This is a genomic window from Streptomyces regalis (assembly GCF_001509475.1).
Lineage (GTDB): Bacteria > Actinomycetota > Actinomycetes > Streptomycetales > Streptomycetaceae > Streptomyces > Streptomyces regalis.
Genome location: NZ_LLZG01000370.1, coordinates 17676 through 34826, shown reverse-complemented (window position 1 = coordinate 34826; position 17151 = coordinate 17676). Strand labels below are relative to the sequence as shown.

15 protein-coding genes are annotated in these 17151 nt (G+C 69.9%); 10 read left to right on the top strand and 5 right to left on the bottom strand.

What is annotated here, in order from left to right; all coding sequences use genetic code 11:
• The first annotated feature begins 10 nt into the window (after nucleotides 1–10).
• The 4 genes from ADL12_RS35200 (at nucleotide 11) to ADL12_RS35185 (ending at nucleotide 4747) form a co-directional block, all read left to right on the top strand.
• Nucleotides 11–205 (top strand): hypothetical protein, encoded by a 195-nt coding sequence (locus ADL12_RS35200; RefSeq protein WP_062710019.1) that lies wholly within the window; start codon nucleotides 11–13, stop codon nucleotides 203–205.
• A gap of 260 nt (nucleotides 206–465) precedes the next feature.
• Nucleotides 466–753, top strand: coding sequence for a Sec-independent protein translocase subunit TatA (tatA, locus tag ADL12_RS35195; RefSeq protein ID WP_062710016.1), 288 nt, complete (start codon nucleotides 466–468; stop codon nucleotides 751–753).
• Nucleotides 754–799: 46 nt separating this feature from the next.
• Nucleotides 800–1747, top strand: a complete 948-nt coding sequence (gene tatC, locus ADL12_RS35190) for a twin-arginine translocase subunit TatC (protein ID WP_062710014.1) — start codon at nucleotides 800–802, stop codon at nucleotides 1745–1747.
• Between the two features lie 147 nt (nucleotides 1748–1894).
• Nucleotides 1895–4747, top strand: coding sequence for a DEAD/DEAH box helicase (locus ADL12_RS35185; protein WP_062710012.1), 2853 nt, complete (start codon nucleotides 1895–1897; stop codon nucleotides 4745–4747).
• 104 nt (nucleotides 4748–4851) lie between these two features.
• Here the strand turns inward: ADL12_RS35185 and helR are convergent, their stop codons facing one another.
• The 4 genes from helR to ADL12_RS58625 form a co-directional block, all read right to left on the bottom strand.
• Entirely contained in the window at nucleotides 4852–7005 is a 2154-nt protein-coding gene (helR, locus tag ADL12_RS35180) for an RNA polymerase recycling motor ATPase HelR (RefSeq protein WP_062710009.1), read from the bottom strand.
• A gap of 107 nt (nucleotides 7006–7112) precedes the next feature.
• The gene (locus tag ADL12_RS35175; RefSeq protein WP_062710006.1) at nucleotides 7113–8339 is read right to left on the bottom strand and encodes a glycosyltransferase; all 1227 of its coding nucleotides are present in this window, start codon (nucleotides 8337–8339) and stop codon (nucleotides 7113–7115) included.
• A 152-nt stretch (nucleotides 8340–8491) separates the two neighbouring features.
• Nucleotides 8492–8812: an allophanate hydrolase-related protein gene (locus tag ADL12_RS58630; protein ID WP_425265178.1), complete on the bottom strand. Its 321-nt coding sequence runs from the start codon at nucleotides 8810–8812 to the stop codon at nucleotides 8492–8494.
• Nucleotides 8813–8962: 150 nt separating this feature from the next.
• A complete protein-coding gene (locus tag ADL12_RS58625; protein WP_425265180.1) occupies nucleotides 8963–9988 on the bottom strand; it encodes an amidase family protein in 1026 nt (341 codons plus the stop codon).
• Between ADL12_RS58625 and ADL12_RS58620 the strand changes: the two genes are divergently transcribed.
• The 6 genes from ADL12_RS58620 (at nucleotide 9943) to ADL12_RS35140 (ending at nucleotide 15299) form a co-directional block, all read left to right on the top strand.
• Nucleotides 9943–10407: a hypothetical protein gene (locus ADL12_RS58620; protein WP_425265179.1), complete on the top strand. Its 465-nt coding sequence runs from the start codon at nucleotides 9943–9945 to the stop codon at nucleotides 10405–10407. The two genes, ADL12_RS58625 and ADL12_RS58620, sit on opposite strands and share 46 nt — an antisense overlap.
• 301 nt (nucleotides 10408–10708) lie before the next feature.
• On the top strand, nucleotides 10709–12301 hold the full coding sequence (locus ADL12_RS35160; protein WP_079052446.1) for a sensor histidine kinase: 1593 nt from the start codon (nucleotides 10709–10711) through the stop codon (nucleotides 12299–12301).
• The gene (locus ADL12_RS35155) at nucleotides 12298–12705 is read left to right on the top strand and encodes a roadblock/LC7 domain-containing protein (protein ID WP_062710000.1); all 408 of its coding nucleotides are present in this window, start codon (nucleotides 12298–12300) and stop codon (nucleotides 12703–12705) included. The genes ADL12_RS35160 and ADL12_RS35155 overlap by 4 nt, the downstream gene beginning before the upstream one ends.
• Nucleotides 12702–13106 (top strand): DUF742 domain-containing protein, encoded by a 405-nt coding sequence (locus ADL12_RS35150; RefSeq protein WP_062709997.1) that lies wholly within the window; start codon nucleotides 12702–12704, stop codon nucleotides 13104–13106. The genes ADL12_RS35155 and ADL12_RS35150 overlap by 4 nt, the downstream gene beginning before the upstream one ends.
• A complete protein-coding gene (locus ADL12_RS35145; protein ID WP_062709994.1) occupies nucleotides 13087–13707 on the top strand; it encodes a GTP-binding protein in 621 nt (206 codons plus the stop codon). Before ADL12_RS35150 ends, ADL12_RS35145 begins: the two co-directional genes overlap by 20 nt.
• A 119-nt stretch (nucleotides 13708–13826) precedes the next feature.
• Entirely contained in the window at nucleotides 13827–15299 is a 1473-nt protein-coding gene (locus ADL12_RS35140; RefSeq protein ID WP_062709992.1) for a cytochrome P450, read from the top strand.
• 27 nt (nucleotides 15300–15326) lie between these two features.
• On the opposite strand, the gene ADL12_RS35135 is transcribed toward ADL12_RS35140, so the two are convergent.
• Nucleotides 15327–16268 carry an RluA family pseudouridine synthase gene (locus tag ADL12_RS35135; protein WP_079052452.1) on the bottom strand — a complete coding sequence of 314 codons (942 nt, stop codon included), beginning with the start codon at nucleotides 16266–16268 and terminating at the stop codon, nucleotides 15327–15329.
• Nucleotides 16269–17151: the final 883 nt, after the last annotated feature.

Sequence of the window (17151 nt, the reverse complement as noted above, 5' to 3'; positions counted from 1 at the left end):
GCTCGGCGTCATGTTCTGGCCGATGATCGCGGTAGCTGTGGGTTTTCTGGGTCTCGCCGTACTCGGCGTACTCGCCGTGCAGGTCTTCCTGGAGGCGCAGCGCCTCGGCAGGCAGGTCACGGATTCCGCGCAGCGCATCAGCAGGGCGGCCGAGGATCTGGAACGGGCGAGCGTGAGCGCGGCCCGGGCTGTGGACTCGCTGTAGCCCGTCCAAGTATTGGGTGTGAGTCCTGCGTCGCATGCGTTTTGGGCCACTTCGCCCTGTCAACCTGACGGTTCGGACAGGTACGCTGCTGGTCGCGGCTCGGAGAACGAGGCCCGGTCCGCGGACAGGGAGTACGCAAGGGGATTGCCTGACGTTTACCCCTGAGCGTTACGATCGCTGACAACACGACCGTTCGGACGTATGTCCGAACGGTCGGACGGCATCCCACTCCAGCCGCCTCGGTGAGAAGGTAAAGACTTATGTTCGGAAAGCTCGGAGCTCCCGAGATCATTCTCATCCTCGTCGTCATCATCCTGCTGTTCGGCGCGAAGAAGCTTCCGGACATGGCGCGCTCGCTCGGCAAGTCCGCCCGGATCCTGAAGAGCGAGGCCAAGGCGATGAAGGACGAGGGCAAGTCCCCCGCCCCGGCCGACCCGCCGAACAACACCGACGAGCAGCCCCCCGCTCAGCGCATCATCCAGGCCGCCCCCGGCGACGTGACGAGCTCGCGCCCGGTCAACGAGCCGACGGACACCACGAAGCGATGACGCAGGGCCGGACGTCTCCGGCCTGAGCATGAGATGAGGACGTGGGTTGCTCAAGTCTGCCCGCAAGAAGGAGATGGATCCCGAGGGGCGGATGCCCCTCGCGGAGCACCTGCGCGAGCTCCGTAACCGGCTGGTCAAGAGCCTGTTGGCGATCCTGGTCACGACGATCGTGGCGGCCCTCTTCTACAAGGACATCATTCAGTTCTTCACGGATCCCATCCTCCAGGCGGTGGGATGCGAATACAGCTTCGCCGAGCTGGCCAAGGACACGAGTGAGAACAAGTGCGCGCGCATCGTGCAGAACGGTCTGCTGAGTCCGTTCACGCTCGCCCTCACGGTCTCCCTGTCATCGGGAGTGGTGCTGGCCGCCCCGGTGTGGCTCTACCAGCTCTGGGGATTCGTCGCGCCCGGCCTCCACCGGCACGAGAAGAAGTACAGCCTCGCCTTCGTGGGCGCGGGTTTCCCGCTGTTCCTCATGGGCGCCTACTTCGCGTACTGGTCGCTGCCCAAGATGGCGTCGGTGATGCTCGAGTTCTCGATCATCGGCAGTGACAACCAGCTGCCCCTCGACGACCTCCTGCAGCTGATCATGCGGATGATCGTCGTCTTCGGCCTCTCCTTCGAGCTTCCGCTGCTGCTGGTGATGCTGAACTTCGGCGGGGTGCTGTCCGGCAAGAAGATGGCCGGCTGGTGGCGCGGCATGATCATGGGCATCACGGTCTTCGCGGCGATCGCCACGCCCAGCACGGACCCGATCTCGATGCTGGCGCTCGCAGGCCCCATCTGGATCCTGTACTTCGGCGCGACGGCCATCGCTCTTGTCAATGACAAGCGCCGTGCGCGTCGTGATGCGGAGGGACCGGCCGACGACGAGGCCTCCGACCTGGACCTGACGCCCGAGGACATCGGCGAGATCGAGCCCGTCTCCGCGAGCCGGGCGCTGCCCGAGCAGGCCGGCCCGGACCGGGTCAACGGCTACGACGACGTGACCTGAGAGACGAGGGTCGGACACCCCTGAGAGGCGGTTTTCAGGGATGTGAGCGACAGGACGGCCGGGGCGCCTACGGGGCGCACCCGGCCGTTTCCGCTGTGCGGCCGTGAGCTGCGCGGATCCCGGGTTTGCGAGGGGTGGATCCGGATAATGATCGTCCTGTTGTCAGTGGCGCCCGGTACGCTCGAAAGCACGATGACAGAGGACCTCTCCCCGGCCGAGCGGTATGCGGCAGCACGCAGGCGCGCTGCCGAGCAGGCCACCGCGCTCGCCTCCTTCCGCGAGATGTACGACTTCGGCCTCGACCCCTTCCAGATTGAGGCCTGCCAGGCGCTCGAGGGCGGGAAGGGCGTGCTGGTGGCCGCGCCCACCGGCTCCGGCAAGACGATCGTGGGCGAGTTCGCCGTCCACCTCGCGCTGATGCAGGGCAAGAAGTGCTTCTACACGACGCCCATCAAGGCGTTGTCGAACCAGAAGTACGCCGACCTGTGCCGCCGTTATGGGGACGGCATGGTCGGCCTGCTCACCGGCGACAACAGCATCAACCCGGACGCCGCGGTGGTCGTGATGACCACCGAGGTGCTGCGGAACATGCTGTACGCCGGGTCGCAGACCCTCCTCGGCCTCGGCTATGTGGTCATGGACGAGGTGCACTACCTCTCCGACCGCTTCCGCGGGGCCGTATGGGAAGAGGTGATCATTCACCTCCCCGAGTCGGTCACCCTCGTCTCGCTGTCGGCGACCGTGTCGAACGCCGAGGAGTTCGGCGACTGGCTCGACACCGTCCGCGGCGACACCGAGGTGATCGTCTCCGAACACCGGCCCGTGCCGCTGTTCCAGCACGTGCTCGCCGGGCGGCGGATGTACCACCTGTTCGAGGAGGGCGAGGGCCACAAGAAGGCCGTCAACCCCGACCTCACGCGCCTGGCCCGGATGGAGGCCCAGCGCCCGTCGTACCAGGACCGCAGACGCGGGCGTGCGATGCGCGAGGCCGACCGGGAGCGGGAGCGCAGACAGCGGTCGCGGGTGTGGACGCCGGGGCGGCCCGAGGTCATCGAGCGGCTCGACGCCGAGGGCCTGCTGCCCGCCATCACCTTCATCTTCAGCCGGGCCGCCTGCGAGGCCGCCGTGCAGCAGTGCCTGTACGCGGGACTGAGGCTGAACGACGAGGAGGCGCGGGAAAAGGTGCGCGCCCTCGTCGAGGAGCGCACCGCCGCCATCCCGACCGAGGATCTGCACGTCCTCGGCTACTACGAGTGGCTGGAAGGCCTGGAGCGCGGTATAGCCGCCCACCATGCGGGCATGCTGCCGACGTTCAAGGAGGTCGTCGAGGAGCTGTTCGTGCGCGGCCTGGTGAAGGCCGTGTTCGCCACGGAGACGCTGGCGCTGGGCATCAACATGCCTGCCCGGTCGGTGGTGTTGGAGAAGCTCGTCAAGTGGAACGGCGAGCAGCACGCCGACATCACGCCGGGTGAGTACACGCAGTTGACCGGTCGTGCGGGGCGGCGTGGCATCGACGTCGAGGGCCACGCGGTGGTGCTGTGGCAGCGCGGCATGAGTCCTGAGCACCTCGCGGGGCTGGCCGGCACGCGCACCTATCCGCTGCGGTCCAGCTTCAAGCCGTCGTACAACATGGCGGTCAACCTGGTCGAGCAGTTCGGGCGGCACCGCTCGCGCGAGCTGCTGGAGACGTCCTTCGCGCAGTTCCAGGCCGACAAGTCGGTCGTCGGGATCTCCCGGCAGGTGCAGCGCAACGAGGAGGGGCTCGACGGTTACAAGGAGTCCATGACCTGCCACCTCGGGGACTTCGACGAGTACGCGCGACTGCGCCGCGAACTCAAGGACCGCGAGAACGAGTTGGCCAAGCAGGGCGCGGCGCAGCGGCGCGCGGAGGCCGCCGTCGCGCTGGAGAAGCTCAAGCCCGGTGACGTGATCCATGTGCCGACGGGCAAGTACGCCGGTCTCGCGCTGGTGCTGGACCCGGGGCTGCCGGCCGGGCGGTCCAACGGCCACCGCGGTTTCGAGCACCACGACGGCCCACGCCCGCTGGTGCTGACTGCGGAACGACAGGTCAAGCGGCTGGCGTCGATGGACTTCCCGGTGCCCGTCGAGGCGTTGGAGCGGATGCGGATCCCGAAGTCCTTCAACCCGCGCTCCCCGCAGTCCCGTCGGGACCTCGCGTCCGCGCTGCGTACCAAGGCCGGACACATTCCGCCGGACCGGCACCGCAAGCGGCGCTCCCAGGCGGCCGACGACCGCGAGATCGAGCGGCTGCGCAAGGCCCTGCGCGCCCACCCCTGCCACGGCTGCAACGACCGTGAGGACCACGCCCGTTGGGCCGAGCGCTACCACCGGCTGCTGCGGGACACCTCGCAGCTGGAGCGGCGTATCGAAGGGCGTACGAACACGATCGCCCGTACGTTTGATCGCATTGTGGCGCTGTTGACCGAGCTGGACTATCTGCGCGGCGACGAGGTCACCGAGCACGGCAAGCGGCTCGCGCGGCTGTACGGCGAACTCGACCTGCTGGCCAGCGAATGCCTGCGGGAGCGGGTCTGGGAGGGCCTCGGCCCGGCCGAACTGGCCGCCTGCGTCTCGGCGTTGGTGTACGAGGCGCGGGTCGCGGACGATGCGATGGCGCCGAAGCTGCCTTCGGGCAAGGCGAAGGCAGCGCTCGGTGAGATGGTTCGGATCTGGGGGCGGCTGGATGCCCTTGAGGAGGACTTCCGGATCACCCAGACCGAGGGTGTCGGGCAGCGTGAGCCGGATCTCGGGTTTGCCTGGGCTGCCTATATGTGGGCCAGTGGTAAGGGGCTCGATGAGGTGCTGCGTGAGGCAGAGATGCCGGCGGGTGACTTCGTGCGGTGGTGCAAGCAGGTGATCGACGTGCTGGGGCAGATCTCGGCGGCTTCTCCTGTGGAGGGCTCGACCGTGGCGAAGAGTGCGCGGAAGGCTGTGGAGGGGTTGCTGCGGGGGGTTGTCGCCTACTCGTCGGTGGGGTGATTGTTGGGGGCGGGTGCGGGTGGGTTGTAGCTGGTCGCGCCCGCGCGGCGGAGCCGCACATCGATGCAGCCCCGCCCCCCTTCAGGGCGTGCGCCCGACGCCGATCAAGAAGTGCCGGTCAGGATCACCAGCTGCTGGGTCGCGCGCGTCATTGCCACGTAGCGGTCCACTGCGCCTGCGATGCCCTCGCCGAATGCCTCCGGGGCGATGAGCACCACCAGATCGAACTCCAGCCCCTTCGACAGCTCCGGGGTCAGTGACTGGACTCGGTCCGTCGGGCGGAACGTCGGGTCGCCGATGACGCAGGCTGTGCCCTCGGCATGTGTGGCGAGCCACCTGTCCAGGATCGAGTCGCGGTCCGACACGGAGCCGTGGGTGACAGGGACGCCGCCGCTGCGGATGGAGGTCGGCACGTTGGCGTCGGGGAGCGCGGCTCGGATGACCGGCTCGGCCTCCGTCATGATCTCTTCCGGCGTGCGGTAGTTGATGCTCAGGGAGGCCAGGTTGATCCGGTCGAGCCCGATCCGCTTCAGCCGTTCCTGCCACGACTCCGTGAAGCCGTGCCTGGCCTGGGCGCGGTCCCCGACGATGGTGAAGCTGCGGGACGGGCAGCGCAGCAGGAGCATCTGCCACTCCGCGTCGGTCAGTTCCTGAGCCTCGTCCACGACGACGTGCGCAAACGGGCCGGCGAGCAGGTCCGGTTCGGGGGTGTGCAGCTCGGACTCGTCGACCAGGTTGCGCTGGAGGTCCGCTCGGCTCAGCTGCGTCATGAGGCCCTCACCGTCGTCGTCGGCCGCTATCAGGTTGTCGACGACCTGGGCCATGCGTTCGCGCTGGACGGCGAGGGCGGCCTCCTGCCGGCGCCTTCGCCGTGACGCCTCCGGGTCGCCGAGCCGCTGCCGTGCCGCGTCCAGGAGCGGCAGGTCGGAGGCCGTCCAGGCCTGGACGTTCGCCCGCTGCAGCCGCCGGACCTCGTCGCGGCTGAGCCAGGGGGCGCACAGGCGCAGGTAGGCGGGGACCGACCACAGGTCTCCGACGAGGTCGGCCGCTTCGATCAGCGGCCACGCGCGGTCGAAGGTCGTGAGCAGCTCCCTGTTCTGCAGCAGCGACTTGCGGAGCAACTCGGGCGAGGCGTCGCCGTCGTGCTTGTCCGTCAGGATCGCCAGCAGCTCCTCCCAGATCAGGGCACGTGCCTCGTTGTGCGGAATCCCGGGCTCCGCCGCCTCGAACGCCTCGGCCCAGTCGTCGGCACTCAGCCAGATGTCGGACCAGTGGGTCGTGACCGTCATCCCCTTGGTGGGCGGCTCCTCGTAGAACCTGACGGCCGTCTCGATCGCCTTCACCAGATCCGCCGACGACTTCAGACGGGCCACCTCCGGGTCGGCCTCGACCGTCGCCGCGGCTCCCTCGGCGACGAGGTCCCGCAGGGTGCAGGTCTGCACGCCCTCCTCCCCGAGGCTCGGCAGGACATCGGCGACGTAGGCGAGGTAGGGCCGGTGCGGGCCGACGAACAGCACGCCGCCCCGACGGTGACCGAGGCGAGGGTCGGAGTGGAGGAGGTAGGCGGAGCGGTGCAGGGCGACGACGGTCTTGCCCGTACCCGGACCGCCGTCCACTACGAGGGCGCCGCGGGATCCCGCGCGGATGATGGCGTCCTGGTCGGCCTGGATGGTGCCGAGCACGTCTCGCATCCGTGCCGACCGGTTGCTGCCCAGACTGGCGACGAAGGCGGACTGGTCGTCGAGCGCGGCGTGCCCGTCGAGCCCGTCCGGGGTGAACACCTCCTCCCAGTAGTCGCTGATCCGGCCACCGGTCCAGCGGTACCTGCGACGGCTCGCCAGGCCCATCGGGTTGCCGTGGGTGGCTCCGAAGAACGGCTCGGCCGCGGGGGAGCGCCAGTCGATCAGCAGCCTGCGGCCCGTGCTGTCGGTGAGGCCGAGCCGTCCGATGTACAGGGGCTCGGGGTCGTCCGCGCCTACCATGCGTCCGAGACACAGGTCCAGACCGAAGCGGCGCAGCGCGCGCAGGCGAGCGGTCAGACGGTGGATCTCCGCGTCCCGGTCCATCGCCTGCCGGCCCGCGCCGCCGGGCGCCCTGCGCTCGGCGTCCAGACGGTCGGTCAGCTCGGCGATCGACTGCTCCAGGCACTCCGCGATGGCCGCGAAGTGCTGCTCGTCGCCGGCGATCAGCGTCGGGTCGGCCTTGGCGGAGAGACGGTCGGGAAGGTCGAACGCGCTGGTGGTCAGGGGGTGATTCAAGTCATCAGCTCCGAATGAGGTGGTGTGCGACCGTGCGCGTGGCAAGGCGTCCGGCCCGGCGGGACGAATCGCGCCGGTTCTCCAAGGTCTGCGCTCTGTGTGCCGGCCTATCGAATGAACTCGCCGAGCAGCAGCTTCGCGGCCACCGTCGCCCCGTCCGTGCGGACCTCGTCGGCCACGGCGGTCGCCCGTGCGCGAGCCTGCGGGGTCAGGGCCGTCTTCAGCGCGGCCGACAGGGACTCGAAGGACGGCGTCGGACCGTCGTGTGCCGCTCCGATGCCCAACTCGGCGACCCGGCCGGCCCAGTACGGCTGGTCGGCCATCTGGGGCACCACGACCTGGGGCGCACCGGCCCGGGCGGCCGTCGTCGTCGTGCCCGCCCCGCCGTGGTGGACTACGGCGGCCACCCTGCCGAACAGCGCCTGCTGGTTGACCTCACCGAATGCGAAGCAGTCGTCCTGGTCGTCGATCAGTGTCAGGTCGGCCCAGCCGCGCCCGACGAGTACGCGGTGCCCCTGCCCGCGCACCGCCTCGATGGCCGCCCGGGAGACGTCCTCCGCGTCGCGCAGGGGGATGCTGCCGAAGCCTACATAGACCGGGGGTGCGCCCGCGTCCAGGAACGCCTCCAGATCTTCCGGGAGCGGTCGTTCGTCCGGCCGGATCCAGGCGCCGGTCTGCACCACATCGAGATCCGCCGGCTCCGGCCACGGGCCCAGGACGGGGTCTGCCGCCAGCAACGGCCGGTCGGACAGGACGTGGTCGCGGACGTTGTCCACCGGCGGCAGGCCGATCGAGACCCGGTGGTTGTTGACCGCGTCACCGAACAGCGCGTTCAGGCTCTCGGTGTTCAGGTCCCACAGCACCCGGTTGTCGGTCACCTCCGGCGGGAGCGGCCGGCCCGGCCATTCGAGCGGCGGGTGGTGCGGCGACGGCAGGTAGGACGGGAAGTAGGACACGAACACATACGGGATGCCCAGCTTCTCGGCCACCGCCCGCCCGGCGGCCGCGGCCGGAAGTGAGCCGGTCGCCACCAGCATGTCACAGTCCTCGGCCACCGGGGCGACCGCGTCGTACGTCGAGGCGACCAACTCGGCCGCGCGCTGCGGCAGGGTCTTCGCCGGCATCGGCGCCGTCCCGGTCACCGCCCCTTTCGTCAGCGCACGCACGGGCCAGCCGATCGGCACCAGCGGCAGGCCGAAACCGTCCAGCAGCTCCTTGAAGTCCGGCGGCGCACACATCCGCACCTCCGCGCCGAGCGCCCGCAACTGCGCCGCGAGTCCCACCATCGGCTCGACGTCTCCGCGCGATCCATACGTCGACAACAGCACGCGCACTTCGCGACTCCCCTATTTCTGCAGGTCCTGGGCTTAGGTCGACGATTGTGCGGTACGACGGGGGCCTTGCCGCAAGCCCCCCGGTGCGCTATAAGTTGAGAGTGGCAAGGAGTGGGTGACCTCCTTGCCTTCACTGTTTCCGGGGCCCGACGTCAGGAGCGGCCGCCCCCGAGGTACGCCCGCCAGCTCCCGTACGACGTGATGTCCTCGGCGCCCGTGAGGGCCACAGGCTCGCACAGGAACCCCGGGACATGGCTGCCGTCCGCCAGTTCCACCCGCCCCAGTGCCATCGGGCGGGGCAGCTGAGCGAGGAGTCGGCCGAGCCCCTCCGCCGGGAGCCGCCACACCTCGGCCTCGATCGCCGCGCCTCCTTCGCCGACGTGGACCAGGCCCGGCTTGGACGGCGTCGTGGACAGGGCGTGCAGGCGGTACACGGGGGCCGTGGCGGTCGTACGGTCGAATCGGGCGCCCAAAGGAGAGCAGTTGCGGGTTGAGGGGCTGGTGGGACAGGTGGGCGCCGACCACGGCCAGAGGGACCTCCGGGCGGAGCAGCCCCGCGATTCTCGCGAGCCGTTCGTCCGTGAACGCCGGGCCGATCAGCGTCACGCCGAAGGGCAGGCCGTTCACCTCACCGGCCGGGACGGCGACGGCCGCCTGATCGAAGAGTTCGTGGAGTTGGTGAAGCGGCCCAGGCGGGCGTTGGCTCCCAGCGGGTCGGCGGCCACCTCGGTGAGGGTGGGGTGGCCGGGTGTGGTGGGGAGCAACAGGGCGTCCCTGTCGGCGAGTTCGGCCTCGGCCTGTGCGCGCAGGGCGGCAAGCCGGTCCTGGTCTGCGAAGAGCCGGTGGGCCGGGATGTCGCGGGCGCGGGTGATGATGCCGGCGACGGTGGGGTCGAGGGTGTCGTCGCCCGCTGACAGCGCCTTGTCGACAAAGCTCCCCACGGCGGTGTGGCGCTCGGCCACGAAGGCACCCCCGTAGAGCATGGCGGCGGCTTCGCTGAAGGCAGTGAGGTCGAGGGTGCGGATCTCGGCGCCCGCGGCGGTGAGCTGCTGTACGGCTGCCTCGTAGGCCTCGGCCCAGCCCTCGTCCAGCTCGCCCAGCCGGTCCGTCGGCGGGACCGCGATACGCCATGGTCCCGGCGTGCGCTGGGGGAGCGGGGGCAGGGCGCGGCCGGGCGGGGACGCCATGAACGACAGGGCCTGCTCGGCCTCCGGCAGCGTCCGCGCGAACACCGTCACACAGTCGAGGGACGCGCAGGCAGGGACGACGCCCTCGGTCGGGACGAGACCCCGAGTGGGCTTGAGACCGACGATGCCGTCGAAGGCGGCGGGCACCCGGCCCGAACCGGCCGTGTCCGTGCCGAGAGCGAAGTCGACGATGCCGAGCGCCACCGCGACGGCCGAGCCGGAACTGGAGCCGCCGCTGATCCTGGCCGGGTCGTGGGCGTTGCGGACCGCGCCGTACGGCGAGCGGGTGCCGACCAGGCCCGTGGCGAACTGGTCCAGGTTCGTGGTGCCGAGCACGAGCGCACCGGCCGCGCGCAGGCGGGCGACGACCGGGGCGTCGGCCTCGGGGAAGCAGGCATACGACGGGCAGCCCGCGGTTGTCGGCAGGCCCCCGACGTCGATGTTGCCCTTCGCCGCGAACAGGCCCCCCGCGAGGGGGAGTCGCTCCCGTCGGACACGCGCTCGTCGATCAGCCGGGCCTCCGCCTCGACCTCCTCCCGCGGACGCAGGTCGATCCAGATCTCGGGGCGGTCCACGGCCTCGATGCGGGGGTAGGCGGCCCGCACAACCTCGGCGGGCTGTACCTGCTGCCCGAGGTGCGCGCCGACCGCTTCGCCGGCTTCCATGCCGTGCGCGCCGAACTCGAGGACGGCTACCGCCAGTTGCTCGCCGCCACGACCGCGGGCGGCGCACTCGCCAGGAGCGAGCTGGATCTGCGTACGGATCTGCTGTTCGGGCTGATCGAGGGTGTCATCCTCGTCCATCGCTCCGACCCGGAGCGCCCGGTGTCGGTGTTCGCCGAGGCCACGGCGGACGCGGCGCTGCGTATCGCCGGCATCTGAGGCGATCTTTCACCCATCACGGTGAGTAACTTTCGTACGCCTGTGCGCCGTGACGCACCGTGTGCGAATGTAATCCGAGCGTATAAATGGAGCCGAGCGTACTCCTGTCGCGAGCCCCATTTCAGGCGCTTGCTGAATATGACACGGCGATGATCCTGTCGGACTAGGCTCGCCCGCAGCGCACCGAGTTGAGGTGTAATCGTGCGCTTGTTCCCAATCATGCAGAAGATCCCGGCATACCCATGACATACCCCCTTGCAAGCTCCCCCTACACCCACCCGATTCATTTCAGAGGGCCCACATGGTGAGCGTTCAATCCCCGCCCAGTCGGCGTGAACTCCCGTACGCGCGCGTGCTTTTGCTGCCGGCCATAGTGATGGCCGCGGCGACCGGAGCCGCCGTCGCCGTGGTGGCGGAACCGGCCCGGACGGCCGTCGGCGTGTGCGGTGCCGTGGCCTTGTTGCTGGTGCTGGTGTCCGCGGCCGAAGCGGTGCGCCGCGGCCGCGCTCTGCGGAACGCGCGGGCCGAGCACGCTCGTCACACCGCGTATCTGGAACGGCGTGTGGCCGCCCACGACGCGGAGATGGTCCGCCTCGCCACGGAGATCACGCCCGCCGCGATCCATCGGCTGCGCTGTGGCGCTTCACCCTATGAGGTGATGCGCGACCTCGCCGAGATCGACCCGTCCTATGCCCAACTCCCTCGGGTTCAGCTCGAGTTCGTGAGCGCGATGGTCGACATCGTCGATCACGAGGAAGCCATCCGCGACTCCGCCCAGCGCTCCTTCGTCAACATCGCCCGCCGAGTCCAGTCGATCGTGCACCAACAGGCCGTGGAACTCAGGGAGATGGAGGAGGACCACGGCCGCAACCCCGAGGTCTTCGACGACCTGCTGCGCATCGACCACGGCACCATGCTGATCGGCCGCCTCGCCGACTCCATCTCCGTGCTCGGCGGCGGCCGCCCCGGCCGCCAGTGGCCCGAACCCGTCCCGCTGTACAGCGTGCTGCGCGGCGCCATGTCCCGGATCCTGGAGTACCGCCGGATCAGCCTTGACTCCATCGCCAAGGTCAACATCGCCGGCATCTCCGTCGAGCCGATCATCCACGCCGCGGCCGAACTCCTCGACAACGCCACGCGCTACTCGCCGCCGCAGACCAAGGTGCACGTCACGGCCACCGAGGTGCAGACCGGTGTCGCGATCGAGATCGAGGACGCCGGTGTCAGCCTCAGCGAGGAGGCCCGCGCCAGGGTCGAGGGCATGCTCGAGCGCGCCAAGCAGGGCACCGACCTCCAGGACCTCGGGGAGTCCCCGCGCCTGGGCCTGGCTGTCGTCGGCCGCCTCTGCACGTCCTTCAACATGCAGGTCTCGCTGCGGTCCTCCGCGTACGGCGGCGTCCGCGCCGTCCTCGTGGTGCCGCGCGAGATGATGACCACCGACCCCGCGCCCGGACTCGCGCACGGCATCGGCGCCGGTTCGGCGCCCAAGGCCGACGACCCCGATGCGCTCGAAGGTCCCAAGCGCGCCCCCAAGAAGCGGCGGCCCACCAGCCCGAAGCTCCCCGCCGGGGTCTCCCTGTCGGACGACGTCCCCGTCGTCACCGAGTGGACTCCGGGCGGGCTGCCCCAGCGCCGCAGCCGGGTCAAGACCCCGCTCAGCAAGCGGATCGCCGAGCAGGCGGCCATCGAGCAGGCCGAGCGGGAGGGCCGGCCGACCATCTGGTCGACGCGCAAGCCCGAGCCCGAGCCCGAGCCGGTGGAGGACGAGCCCGCCCCCGGAGCGTGGGTCGAGGCGTTCTGGAACGGACTCAAGGACAAGCCGGACCCGCTCACACTCAAACCGCGAACCCAACCGGCCCGCCCCGAGGCCGACGAGGAGGGGGACCTCAAGTGATCCAGCAGCGCGCCAACTTCGACTGGATGCTCAAGGAGCTCCACGACGGCGTACCGGGCATCCAGATGATCGTGGTGCTCTCCGCCGACGGACTGCGCATCGCCCGTTACGGCGGCGACCCGGACACCGCCGACCGCGTCGCCGCGGCCTGTGCCGGCCTGCAGAGCCTGGCCAGCGCCGTCGCCTCGGAGATCCCGAAGAGCGACGGCAAGATGAAGATGGTCCTGATCGAGATCAACGGCGGCTACTTCTACCTGATGGCCGCCGGCGCCAACGCCTATCTCGCGGTGCTCTCCGACACGTTCGCCGAACCGGGCCGGATGAGCAACCGTATGACCGACCTGGTCGCCCGCATCGGCGCCCATCTCACCAGTCCGCCCCGACGCAACGGGCAGACCGTATGACTCCTCCGCAACGCCAGCGGCGACACCCCAAGGAACAACCGCCGCCGCCACCGCCTGCCCCGACCGGGAAGCAGAAGAACCCGGAACGGCTCTTCGTGGTGGCCGGCCCGGACGGCGGCGAGCGCGACACCGACCTCGACCTCGTCACCTTAATCGTGGCGCGCGCCGACCCCCCGCCTTCCGCCACGCCGGAACAATCGGCGCTGCTCCGGCTCTGTACCGCCCCACTCTCCGTGGCCGAGCTCTCGGCCTATCTCAACCTGCCGTTCAGCATGATGACGGTCGTGCTCACCGACATGCTGACGGCCGGACTGGTGACGGCGCGCGCCCCGATCGTGCGCCAGGCCGTCGCCGACCGTTCAATTCTCGAAGCGGTGATGCATGGACTTCAAAGGCTCTGACATGGTCCCCGGTCCACGGACCGAGGACCAGCTGCCGCACACGGCCGAGGCCGCGGTCAAGATCGTGATCGTGGGCGGCTTCGGCGTCGGCAAGACGACCATGGTCAGGTCGGTCAGCGAGATCAAGCCACTGACCACCGAAGAGACCATGACGCAGGCCGGCATCGGCGTCGACGACAACTTCGGCTCGGACACCAAGACGGCCACCACCGTTGCGATGGACTTCGGCCGCATCAGTATCACCGAACAGCTCGTGCTGTACCTCTTCGGCACCCCGGGCCAGCAACGCTTCTGGTTCCTGTGGAACGGGTTGTTCGAGGGTGCGCTGGGCGCGGTCGTGCTGGTCGACACCCGTCGGCTCGAGGTCAGCTTCGACGTCATAGGGCGACTGGAGGAGTGTGGCGTGCCCTTCGTGGTGGCCGTCAACACCTTCCCGGACGCGCCCCGTTACGCCATCTCCGAACTCCGTACTGCACTCGACCTGCCCGAGGAGATCCCCATCATCGAGTGCGACGCACGCCGCCGGGCCTCCAGCCGTGACGTGCTGATGACCCTGATGCACTTCCTGCATGCGCTGGCTACGGCGAAGGCTCCGGCGTAAGTCACGTATGCCCCGCGCACAACCCCTCCCCCCGGTCCCGGCCTCGCCGAACCGCCGGACCGGGGGGATCCCCCTCACCTCCTGTACACCGGAATCACTTCAGCTTCGGAGCGACCATCGTGACGCCTGAATCTCTCTTCCCGACCGGCATGGACGAGCCCATGGCCTCCCCGCCCCCCGGCTGCCCCGCGCACGGCATCGGCCCCGGCGGGCTGCGCCGGCTGTACGGCCCCGAGGCGGAGGACCTGGGAGCCGTGTACGAGAAGCTCCGTGCCGAGCATGGGCCGGTGGCTCCGGCGCTGCTGCACGACGATGTGCCGATCTGGGTGGTGCTCGGCCACGCCGAGAACATGCACACGGTGCGAACCCCCTCGCAGTTCTCCCGTGACACCCGGTTGTGGAACTCGATGCAGGACGGCACCGTCAAGCCCGATCATCCGCTCATGCCGCACCTCGCCTGGCAGCCCATCTGCAGCCACGCCGAGGGCGACGAGCACCTGCGGCTGCGCGGCGCCGTAACGGGCGCCATGTCGACCATCGACCACAGGGGCATCCGCCGCTACATCAACCGCGCGACCCAGGACCTCGTCAACCAGTTCTGCGAGGAGGGCCGAGCCGACCTGGTCAGCCAGTTCGCCGAACGCCTGCCGATGATCGTGCTGTGCGAGATCCTCGGCATGCCCGACGAGTACAACGACCAGCTCGTACAGGCTGCCCGCGACATGCCCAAGGGCACCGAGACCGCCATCGCCAGCAACGCGTACATCATGGATGTCCTCATGCGGCTCACCGCCAGCCGCCGGGCCCAACCCGAGGACGACTTCACCAGCCACCTGATCAACCACCCGGCGCGGCTCACCGACGAGGAGGTCGGCCAGCACCTGAGGGTCGTCCTGATCGTCGCGTACGAGGCCACCGCCAACCTCCTCGCCAACGTACTGCGCGTGGTGCTCACCGACCCGCGGTTCCGTGCCCAGCTCAGCGGCGGCCAGATGACGGTGCCCGAGGCGGTCGAGCAGTCCCTGTGGGACGAGCCGCCGTTCAGCACCCTGCTGGGCTACTTCGCCAAGCAGGACACCGAGCTGGGCGGCAAGCGCATCCGCAAGGGCGACGGCCTCCTCGTGGGTCTCGCGCCGGGCAACGTCGATCCACGCGTCCGCCCCGACCCCACGGCCCATATGCAGGGCAACCGCTCCCACCTCGCCTTCAGCGGCGGTCCCCACGAGTGCCCGGGCCAGGACATCGGTCGCGCCATCGCCGACGTCGGCGTCGACGCGCTGCTGACCCGCCTTCCCGACGTCGAACTCGCCTGCGATGAGGACGAGCTGCACTGGCGGGCGTCCATCTCGAACCGGCACCTGGTGGAACTGCCGGTGGAGTTCGCGCCCAAGCCCCAGCAGGACGTCATGGCGCGCCCCGAGCATCCGGTGACGGCACAGCGTCCCAGCAACTGGCAGCTCAGCGCGGCACAGCCGCGGACGGCGGCCCCCCAGCCCGTCGCGCCCGAGCCCGCTGCTGCGACACCGGCGCCCGAACCGACCGTCCGGCGAGGGGTGTTCCGGCGCCTGCTGCGCTGGTGGCGCGGCGACTGAGCCGACCGAGCCGGCCGAGCACCCGGGCTACCCGGCCCATTCGTCGTACGACGACCAGGCCCGCAGCACGCGTGAGCTGACGTACCGGTGCTCGCGCCCCGTGACCGGATCAGTGAACTCCAGTACACGCGCCAGCAGTTGGAGCGGGCGCCGGAAGTCACCGGCCGCCACGGGGCCGGTCACCACCGGATAGAGGGGGTCGCCGAGGATCGGCACTCCCAAGGCGTTCATGTGCACCCGCAGTTGGTGGGTCTGCCCGGTACTCGGTGTCAACCGGTACCGGGCACGCCTGTCCCGGTGCTCCAGCAACTCGACCCGGCTGACGGCGTTCGGCTCGCCCTCCACCTCACGGGCCGCCATCACGCCGCGCTCCTTGACGATCCGGCTGCGCACGGTGCGTGGCAGGTCCACCGAGGGGTCGTACGGGGCCACCGCCTCGTACTCCTTGGCCACCCGCTTGTCGTGGAACAGCGTCTGGTAGGCCCCACGTTCCTGCGGTCGCACCGTGAACAGCACCAGCCCGGCCGTCAGCCGGTCCAGCCGGTGCGCCGCGCTCAGCGTCGGGACGCCGAGCTCCCGCCGCAGTCGCGCCAGGGCCGTCTCGGCGACATGGCTTCCGCGCGGCGTGGTGGCCAGGAAGTGCGGCTTGTCAGCCACCACCACGTGGTCGTCCCGGTACACGACGTCGACCGCGAACGGCACCCGCTCCTCGTCGGGCAGCTCACGGTGGAACCACACGAACATCCCCGGCACGTACGCCATGTCCCTGGACACCGGACGCCCGGTGGCGTCCACGATCTGCCCCGCGTCCAGCATCCCGTCGATCACCCCGGCCTCGGCAGCGAGCCGCGCCACGAGATGATCCCGCACGGTCGCCCACGCGTCCCCGGCCGGCAGCCGCACGCGCACCGGATCGACCCCGTCGCGCTGCGGCAGGGGAGAGGGTGGGGGCGGAGTACGGCGTCTCATCACGATCAAGTCTACGAAGGGCACCGACAGCGGTCTCGTTCCGGTGGATTCTCTGGATTCGGTGGGTTCGGTGGGGCGTACGCGGGTGTGACGTGAGGGGCACATCTCGCGGAGGTAGGCAGTGCTGGTCCTCTTCAGGGGCGCACTCCGTAGGTTGGGTACGCATCGGTGCGTATATGCGCGCGCCTCCCGCCAGGGGCTTGTGGCTGGCACGCTTCGAGAACTCGTCCAGGTCGTACAAGCGGCCTCGGTGGCGTGCTCTTCCTGTGGGCCGAGCGCGTGGGGTGATGTCTGTGGACCAGGGAGAAAATGCGGGACGCGCGATGTCGGAGTGGTGCGTTCCCATCGCGGTGAAGGCGCTGGGAGGGGGCGAGCCGGTCGCTCGGTTCAGGACTGCCGAGGACACGATCGAACGTCCCCCCGCACATCGGCGCCGTCCTGGACGGCGTCGACCGAAGCCTCCTCGACAGCCTCACGGCCTACGCGCTGCCTCTGGGCGAGGCGTTCCAGTCGCGCGACGAGTCGCGCGGCGTTTTCGGGGATACGGACGTCACCGCAGGTCCCGCCCGGACGATCTGCGCGCGGGTAGACCACGGCCCTGTCCGTCCTTGCCCTCGCTCTCGCCCTGCGGTAGGGGCCATCGCGCCGCGCGGAGGAGATGTGCCGCCTGGTCGGACGCGCGGACCTGACCTAGGCTGGCGCCAGCCAGATCCGTGCAACTTTCACCAACACCGGTGCGTGCTCACGTCGAGGACATGATTGCCCGAAGTCGTGACGCCGTCCTGGCCCTCCTCGGCACCCCCATGTCCCTGTCCCCGGCCGCCGTCCCGCGACGGTGGCGTCTGGCGGACACCACCACACGGAGGGGCGCATGACCCCACCC

Coding starts and splice junctions, on each gene's coding strand:
- ADL12_RS35200 (WP_062710019.1), top strand. CDS start 11: ATGTTCTGGCCGATGATCGCGGTAGCTGTGGGTTTTCTGGGTCTCGCC.
- tatA (WP_062710016.1), top strand. CDS start 466: ATGTTCGGAAAGCTCGGAGCTCCCGAGATCATTCTCATCCTCGTCGTC.
- ADL12_RS35185 (WP_062710012.1), top strand. CDS start 1,895: ATGATCGTCCTGTTGTCAGTGGCGCCCGGTACGCTCGAAAGCACGATG.
- ADL12_RS35160 (WP_079052446.1), top strand. CDS start 10,709: ATGGTGAGCGTTCAATCCCCGCCCAGTCGGCGTGAACTCCCGTACGCG.
- ADL12_RS35150 (WP_062709997.1), top strand. CDS start 12,702: ATGACTCCTCCGCAACGCCAGCGGCGACACCCCAAGGAACAACCGCCG.
- ADL12_RS35145 (WP_062709994.1), top strand. CDS start 13,087: ATGGACTTCAAAGGCTCTGACATGGTCCCCGGTCCACGGACCGAGGAC.
- ADL12_RS35135 (WP_079052452.1), bottom strand. CDS start 16,268: ATGAGACGCCGTACTCCGCCCCCACCCTCTCCCCTGCCGCAGCGCGAC.